Consider the following 7,616-nt stretch of genomic DNA (forward strand, 5'->3'; position numbering starts at 1 on the left):
CCAGGAGTCCGCGCAGGAGGCCGCCACCGCCCTGCGGGCCGTCGCCGCCCAGCTGACGGCCGTGGAGCGGGCCCGAGACATCGCGCCGCTGGCCCAGCGCGGGCCGCTGGAGCTGGGCATCACCGATCTCAGCCGCCGCCTCGAAGAGGGCCTGGACGGCTATGTCGCGCTCATCGGAACGGCCGGGCAGGCGGTCATCGCCAGCAACCCGGTGTCGCCCAACGAGGCCCTGCTCGACGCCAGCGACCGGCTGTCCGGCCTGGCCTCGGCGCTGCGGGAGCTGTCCGGGCCCAGCAGCGCCGGCTGAGCGGGATGACCGGCGGCTCCGCTGATCGGTTCCCCCCGCCGTTGCGCCGTCCGGGCGGACACTCCCTCGCCTTCGCGTGCTCTGTGACTCTATGTGACACATCTGCCGACACATTGTGCGGGCCGGTGGAGATTCTTCAGGCAAATGTGTGATTATCAGTTTGTTATCTAGCCGAGACCGCTACCCGCCGTGGCAGTATCGGGGCGGCAGTGTAGCCGAGCCTTCGGGCGAGCCAGGGGCCCACGGGGAGGTCTGACGTGGCGTTGTGGACCGTGCACGGCGACGGCCGCCGCGTGTCGGACGGCGAGGTGGTGGCCCCGGACGAGCGGCTCAGCTGGCCGCTGACCGTCGGGTTCGGCCTCCAGCACGTCGCCGCCATGTTCGGCGCCACCGTGCTCGTGCCGGCCAGCACCGGCTTCCCGGTCTCCACCACGCTGCTGTTCTCCGGCCTTGGCACCCTGCTGTTCCTGCTGGTCACGCGCAACCGGGTGCCCAGCTACCTCGGCTCCTCGTTCGCGTTCATCTCACCGCTGGCCGCCTCCCGGCTGGAGGGCCTGCCGGCCCAGCTCGGCGGCGTGCTGGCCACCGGCGTGCTGCTGGTGTTCGTCGGCGTCGCGGTCAAGGCGCTGGGCGTACGGCTGCTGGAGTCGCTGATGCCGCCGGTGGTCACCGGTGCCGTCGTGATGCTGATCGGGCTGAACCTCGCCCCGTCGGCCACCCACAACTTCCAGGACCAGCCCGGGCTCGCGGTGTTCACGCTGGCCGTGATCCTGCTCTGCGGGGTGCTCGGTCGCGGCCTGCTCTCGCGGGCGTCGGTGCTGATCGGCGTGCTCGCCGGCTGGATCGTGGCGGCGCTGACCGGCGGGCTGAGCGCGGCCCGGCTGGACGACGTCGCCAACGCCGCCTGGTTCGGCTTCCCCCAGCTGACCGGCCCGGAACTGCGGCCCAACGTGGTGCTCATGGTGCTGCCGGTGGTGATCGTTCTGGTGGCCGAGAACGTCGGCCACGTCAAGGCGGTCGCCTCCGTGACCGGACGCAATCTCGACGGCAGCGTCGGCGACGCGTTGATCGCCAACGGGCTGTCGACCGCACTCGCGGGAATCGGCGGCGGTTCCGGCACCACGACGTACGCGGAGAACATCGGCGTCATGTCGGCGACGAAGGTCTACTCCACCGCCGCCTATGCCGTGGCCGGCGTGAGCGCGATCGTATTGTCGTTTTGTCCGAAATTCGGGACATTGCTCAACACGATGCCCACCGGCGTGCTCGGCGGCGCGATGGTTCTGCTCTACGGCCTGATCGCGTTGGTCGGCGTGCGGATCTGGCTCGACAATCGGGTTGATCTTTCCAATCCCGTGAACCTGATGATCGCGGGCGCCGCGCTCGTCGCCGGGGTCGGCAACCTGACCGTCGCCATCGGCGGCGTCGCGCTGGGCGGCATAGCCTGGGGCTCATTGCTCATCGTGGTGGGACACCCCTTGCTCCGAATGCTGAAGTCCGCAAGGGCCTGACGAAACCGGTTCTGTTAAAAACCGCGATCACATTGAAAATCTCCCTGTTTCCTCAGCTTCTGCTCAGGGTTAGCCTTCTCGGCACCCGGTGTGGGGGTTGCGGGACCCGAATGCCGCGCCGGGGCTGAAATCTACGCCCGTGACTTTTTGCCACGGGGACTTCAGAAGGGGCGAAATTCGTGCGAAGAACTCCAGCGATGCTGCTTGCGCTGGCGATGGTCGGGGCCGGCTTCACCAGCCTCGCGCCGTCCGCCGCCGCGGCGGGCCAGTCCGCCATCCCGGACTCGCACCCGTCGTGGGCCAACCCGAACGCCAAGGTCGGCAACGCCGACACGGCGAGCAAGCTGACCTTCCGGGTGTACCTCAAGCTGGCCGACCAGGCCGGTCTCGAGGCCGCGGCCACCGCCGTGTCCGACCCGAACAGCGCGTCGTACAAGAAGTTCCTCAGCACCGACGAGGTGCGAACCCGCTTCGCGCCGACCGCGGCCGCGGTCTCCGCGGTCCGCAGTTGGCTGAGCTCCGCCGGCTTCAGCGCCGGTGACGTGCCCAGCAACAACGCCTACGTCTCGGCCACCGGCACCGTCGACCAGGTGCAGAAGACCTTCGGCGTCACCCTCGGCGAGTACAAGGTCAAGGGCAAGACGCTGCGTTCGCAGGACCGGGCGCTGTCCGTGCCGACCTCCGTCGCGTCCCTGGTGTCCGGCGTCGTGAACATCGACCAGGCCACCGCGCTGCTGCAGCCGCAGCACGTCGGCGCGGCCGGCGACGCCACGCCGAACGCCGTCGCGCAGCCGAAGGCCAAGACCGCGTCCCCGGCGGTCTCGCCGCCGCCGGCCGGCTTCGTCAACGCCACGCCGTGCTCGGACTACTTCGGTCAGAAGACCGACACCACCGACCCGGCCTACGCGGGCAAGCAGCTGCCCTACGCGGTCTGCGGCTACACCCCGAGCCAGCTCCGCGCGGCCAGCCAGCTCGACGTCGCCGCCCGGGCCGGGCTCGACGGCCGCGGCACCACCGTCGCGATCGTGGACGCGTTCGGCTCGCCGACGCTCTACCAGGACGCCGCCGAGTACGCCAAGCGCAACGACCCGTCGCACCCGCTGACCAAGTCCCAGTTCAGCCAGTTCGTCTACCCGCCCACCCCCGGCTCCGAGGACCCGTCGCAGTGCGACGCCTCCGGCTGGTACGGCGAGCAGAGCCTGGACGTCGAGGCCGTGCACGCGATGGCCCCCGGCGCGAAGATCCTCTACGTCGGCGGCGCCGACTGCTCCTCGCTCGACGAGGCCCTCAACCGCATCGTCGCCGGCAACCAGGCGCAGATCGTCTCCAACTCCTACGGCGACCAGGGCGAGGACATCCCGGCCGACGAGGTGCAGGCGTTCGAGTCGATCGCCAAGCAGGCCGCGGCCGAGGGCATCGGCCTCTACTTCTCCTCCGGTGACAGCGGCGACGAGAGCCACGCCCTGCCCAAGCCGTCCGCGGACTTCTCCGCCTCCAGCCCGTGGGTGACCGCGGTCGGCGGCACCAGCCTGGGCATCGGCCGCAACGGCAGCAAGGTGCTGGAGACCGGTTGGTCCACCGGCAAGTCCACGCTGACCGCCGGCGCCTGGAGCCCGGCCGCGCCGGGTGCGTGGCTGTACGGCGCGGGTGGCGGCACCTCGGTGCTGTTCCCGGAGCCGAACTACCAGAAGGGCGTCGTGCCCGACGCGCTGGCCAAGCAGAACCAGACCGGCGCCAACCGCGGCCGCGTCGTGCCGGACATCTCGATGGACGCCGACCCGACCACCGGCATGCTGATCGGCATCACCCAGACGTTCCCGGACGGCGTTCGCTACGGCCAGTACCGCATCGGCGGCACCAGCCTCGCGTCCCCGCTGATGGCCGGCCTGATGGCTGTCGCCGACCAGTTCGGCGGCCGGCACGGCTTCATCAACCCGTGGCTGTACAAGGCCGTGTCGCACACCCCCGCGGTGTCCGACGTCAAGCCGGTCACCGGCGCCGGTGAGGTCCGGGTGGACTTCGTCAACGGCACCGACGCCTCCGGCGGCTACGTTCGCAGCGTCCGGTCGTTCAACAACACCGACCAGACGATCCAGACGACCCGTGGCTACGACAACGTCACCGGCCTCGGCACGCCCAACGGCCTGCTCTTCCTGGGCCTGATTTAGTCCTTCGCACACGAACGGCGCCTGCCCTCCTCTCCTGGGGCAGGCGCCGTTCGCATGATCAAGGGACCGATCCTGACGTTCAACGTCAGGAAGGGCCCCTTCCTGACGTCAGCGCAGGGAGCGGTTGATCCGGCGGATCAGGCCGGGGCCCTCGTAGATGAAGCCGGTGTAGACCTGCACGAGGTCGGCGCCGGCGTCGATCATGCGCTGGGCCGAGTCGGGGTCGAAGATGCCGCCGACGCCGATGATGGGCATGCGGCCGCCGGTCTCCTTGTGCACCAAGCGAACCACCTCCAGCGCCCGGCCGGCCAGCGGCCGACCGGACAGGCCGCCGGTCTCCTCGGCCCGGGCCTGGTCGGCGGGCTTCAGGCCGTCACGGCCGAGCGTGGTGTTGGTGGCGATGACGCCGCTGATGTCGTGCTCGCCGCAGACCTCCAGCAGCTCGGCGATGGCGCTGTCGGTGAGGTCGGGGGCGATCTTCACCAGCAGCGGCCGGTGGTCGGAGTTCTCCTCCTGCACGCCGGCCAGCAGCTCGTTGAGGGCCGCCCGGTCCTGGAGCGAGCGCAGGCCGGGGGTGTTGGGGGAGCTGATGTTCACGGCGAAGTAGTCGCCGTGCCGGCCGAGGACCCGCATCGAGTGCCGGTAGTCCTCGACGGCCCGCTCGACCGGCGTGACCTTGGACTTGCCCAGGCTGATGCCCAGCGGCACGGGCAGCGCCCCCAGCCGGTCGAGGCGGTCGGCAAGCGCTTGCGCCCCCCGGTTGTTGAAGCCCATCCGGTTGATCACGGCCTCGCTGTCGGGCAGCCGGAACAGCCGCGGTCGGTCGTTGCCGGGCTGCGCGTGCCGGGTCACGGTGCCGACCTCGACGAAGCCGAAGCCCAACGCCGGCCACGCCGGCAGCGCCACACCGTCCTTGTCCATGCCCGCGGCCAGCCCCACCGGGTTCGGGAACTGCACGCCGAACACCGTGCGCGGCGCCACCACGCCGTACCGGGCGCGCATCGCCGACAGCACGGGCGGCATCGCGGCGACCCGCCGCAGCACGTTCATCGTGCGCTCGTGGGCCACCTCGGGGTCGCCCCCGCCGAACCGGAACAACGTCCTGCGGACCAGCTGCTTGTACACCACGGCCCCTATCGTGCCTGGTCACGGCCGGCACACGGACAGCCACCACCGGTGGTGTGACGCACGTGACGCCGGGAGTAGGCTCGATCGACGTGACTGGGGGGCGTGGACGACTGCTTTCACGGCAACGCCCGCGACGTCGTCCAGTTCCGGGACTTCATTCTGACCACGGGCGAGAAGCTGCCGGTTCCGCGCCGGTTGACCGCGCGACGCGGTGACGGCGTAGGTCGAGCCCCTGGTGATCGCCGACAATCGGCTGACGGAACGCCAGGCGGAGCGCAAACTGTCCGATGACGGTGCCGCGCTCAAGCTGATGGCCAGGGAAGGCAGGGCGATCTACGAAGTGTCGTACCAGAATCTGCCGCCCGCCGCGGCGCGCCTGTACCGGCTGCTGGCCATGCATCCCGGCGCCGACTTCGCCGGCGAGCTGGCCGATGCGCTCGACCCGGACGGCGCGGAGCTGCTCGACAGCCTGGAGGACGCCGGGCTGCTGCGGGCCGCGCACGGCGACCGCTACTCGTTCAACTCGCTGGCCCTCGGGCACGCCTTGCAGCAGCTGCACCGCACCGACAGCGCGGCCGAGCAGCTGGAGGCCCTGCGGGCCATGGTGTGGTGGTACGTCGACCGGGCCGTCGCCGCCGACCAGGCGATTTCGCCGCTGCGGTGGCGGTTGAGCCCGCGGTACGGGCAGGTGCCGGCCCTCGACGGCGACGACGCCGAGGCGATGGACCTGCTGGAGCCGGACCGGGCCAACTTCGTGCAGGTGGCGACCTCGGCGTACGAGTCCGAAATGGACGATGCCGTGCTGGCGCTGGCGGAAGCGTTGTGGGGCCTGTACTTCCACCGCAAGCTCTACACCGACTGGAAGACCGTCAACGAGGTCGCCGTGCGGGCGGCGGTGCGGCGCGGGGACAAGCGGGCCGAGGCGCGGATGCGGTGCCAGCTCGGGTTCCGTCACTACGAGCTGGACGATTTCGCGGCGGCCAAAGAGGAATTCGCCGCCGCGGTGGCGGCCGAGCCGGCCGATCACCACCAGGGCCTGGCCACCGACCTGGAGTCGTTGGCCCTGGCCCACTACGGATTGGGCGGGTACGCCGAGGCGCTGGACTGCATCGAGCGGGCGATTCCCCTTGCCACGCAGGACCAGCAGCTGGCGCTGCTCGGGCATCACCGGGCCCGCTTCCTGTCGGCGCTGGGCCGCTACGACGAGGCCTTCGCCGGTCTCGGCGAGGCGTTGAAGCACATGCAGAACAAGGGGGACCGCTACAACGAGGGCCGAGTGTTCACCAGCATCGGCGAGACCTTCCTGCGCTCCGGCCAGCCGACGAAGGCGTTGGCCGAGCTGACTCGGGCGCTGGAGGTGATGGTCGAGATGCGCCGCATGTTCCAGGAGGCCGTCGTTCGCGGCCTGCTCAGCCAGGCCCAGGAGCAGCTCGGCGACCGTGACGCCGCGTTGGCCGAGGCCCGCAAGGCCCACGCCATCCTGCACGTGTTGGAGCACCCGCGCGAACCCGTTGCGCGGCAACGGGTCGACGACCTCAGCTGACGATCACCTTCGCCGCCGGCACCCGGCCCGCATCGTGCCAGGCCAGGGATCCCCGGCCGTCTCCGCCGCCTCGGGGCAGGAGCGTGACAGCCGGGCCAGTTGTTTGTCATGGGTGAGCACCAGCGCCCTCGCGGCGACGGCGGATACTTGTTGAACCCCATGCCATGGCCGACGATGACCAGCGGGGCCGCGTATCTCGTGCAGGTCGCCGCCGAGACTGGCCGAGATCGCCAGGTCGAACCGCAGCTCCAGGCACCCACACCCGGGGCGGTTCGACCATGCCTCGCTCAGTTGCGACCGAAGTTGATGTCGCCCTTGATGTTGCCGCTCTGCACGACATTGCCGCTGGCGGTGCCGCTGAAGCTGTTGTTGACGCCGCCCCTGCCCGCGGTCTGCGTGATGGTGTTGACGGTGGCGGTGATCTCCGCCTTCGCCGGGCCCCACAGCTCCCGCAGCTCGGCGCCGAAGGCCGGATCCGCCTTCTCGGCGCCCTCCAGCACCCGGGCCAGCAGGTCCACCGCCTTGGGGTCGTCCGGGTTGTCCTGCGCGGAGGCCAGCACCACCTCGGAGCCGACGTCCTTGGCGAACTTCTCCTTCACCCGCTGCAGCAGCTTGCCGAGGGCCTTGCCACCGATGGTCACGGCCTCCTTGGCCAACGCCCCGGCGATCGCAGTCAGGATCGGATCCATACCTCACCCCTCGTCACGGCAACCGCCCCACGGTAGCAGCGGGACGGGGAGGCGAGACGCGGTGTTGCTGTCCTCGCCTCCCCGTCACCCGCTCAGCTCACCGCGATCCCCTGCGCGCTGAGAGGCACGTCCAGCGAGGCCACCTGGGTCAGGCCGGCGTCGTCCTCCACGTGATAGCCGACGACCTTGCCCTCCGCCGCCAGCTGCACGTACAGGAACCGCTCATCCCGGGTGACCGCCATGTCGGCCGGGAACCCGCCGGTCGCGGTC

The 7,616-nt window shown here is 70.5% G+C and carries 5 protein-coding genes and 1 pseudogene; 4 read left to right on the forward strand and 2 right to left on the reverse strand.

Annotation, left to right across the window (positions count from 1 at the left end; genetic code table 11):
* The 3 genes and pseudogenes from KUTG_RS62000 to KUTG_RS35245 all read left to right on the forward strand — a co-directional run.
* Nucleotides 1-307: pseudogene (locus KUTG_RS62000) on the forward strand (hypothetical protein); the annotation flags it as partial.
* A 257-nt stretch (nucleotides 308-564) separates the two neighbouring features.
* Nucleotides 565-1,818 (forward strand): uracil-xanthine permease family protein, encoded by a 1,254-nt coding sequence (locus KUTG_RS35240; RefSeq protein WP_043723034.1) that lies wholly within the window; start codon nucleotides 565-567, stop codon nucleotides 1,816-1,818.
* Between the two features lie 179 nt (nucleotides 1,819-1,997).
* On the forward strand, nucleotides 1,998-3,986 hold the full coding sequence (locus tag KUTG_RS35245; RefSeq protein ID WP_043723036.1) for a S53 family peptidase: 1,989 nt from the start codon (nucleotides 1,998-2,000) through the stop codon (nucleotides 3,984-3,986).
* 108 nt (nucleotides 3,987-4,094) lie between these two features.
* Here KUTG_RS35245 and KUTG_RS35250 read toward each other — a convergent pair whose 3' ends face one another.
* Nucleotides 4,095-5,114, reverse strand: coding sequence for a quinone-dependent dihydroorotate dehydrogenase (locus KUTG_RS35250; protein ID WP_043723037.1), 1,020 nt, complete (start codon nucleotides 5,112-5,114; stop codon nucleotides 4,095-4,097).
* Nucleotides 5,115-5,349: 235 nt separating this feature from the next.
* Between KUTG_RS35250 and KUTG_RS54250 the strand changes: the two genes are divergently transcribed.
* Entirely contained in the window at nucleotides 5,350-6,657 is a 1,308-nt protein-coding gene (locus tag KUTG_RS54250) for a tetratricopeptide repeat protein (protein ID WP_052395756.1), read from the forward strand.
* Between the two features lie 287 nt (nucleotides 6,658-6,944).
* Here the strand turns inward: KUTG_RS54250 and KUTG_RS54255 are convergent, their stop codons facing one another.
* A complete protein-coding gene (locus KUTG_RS54255; RefSeq protein ID WP_052395757.1) occupies nucleotides 6,945-7,346 on the reverse strand; it encodes a hypothetical protein in 402 nt (133 codons plus the stop codon).
* Nucleotides 7,347-7,616 lie beyond the last annotated feature (270 nt).

Origin of the sequence: Kutzneria sp. 744, from assembly GCF_000568255.1 — a bacterium.
Lineage (GTDB): Bacteria > Actinomycetota > Actinomycetes > Mycobacteriales > Pseudonocardiaceae > Kutzneria.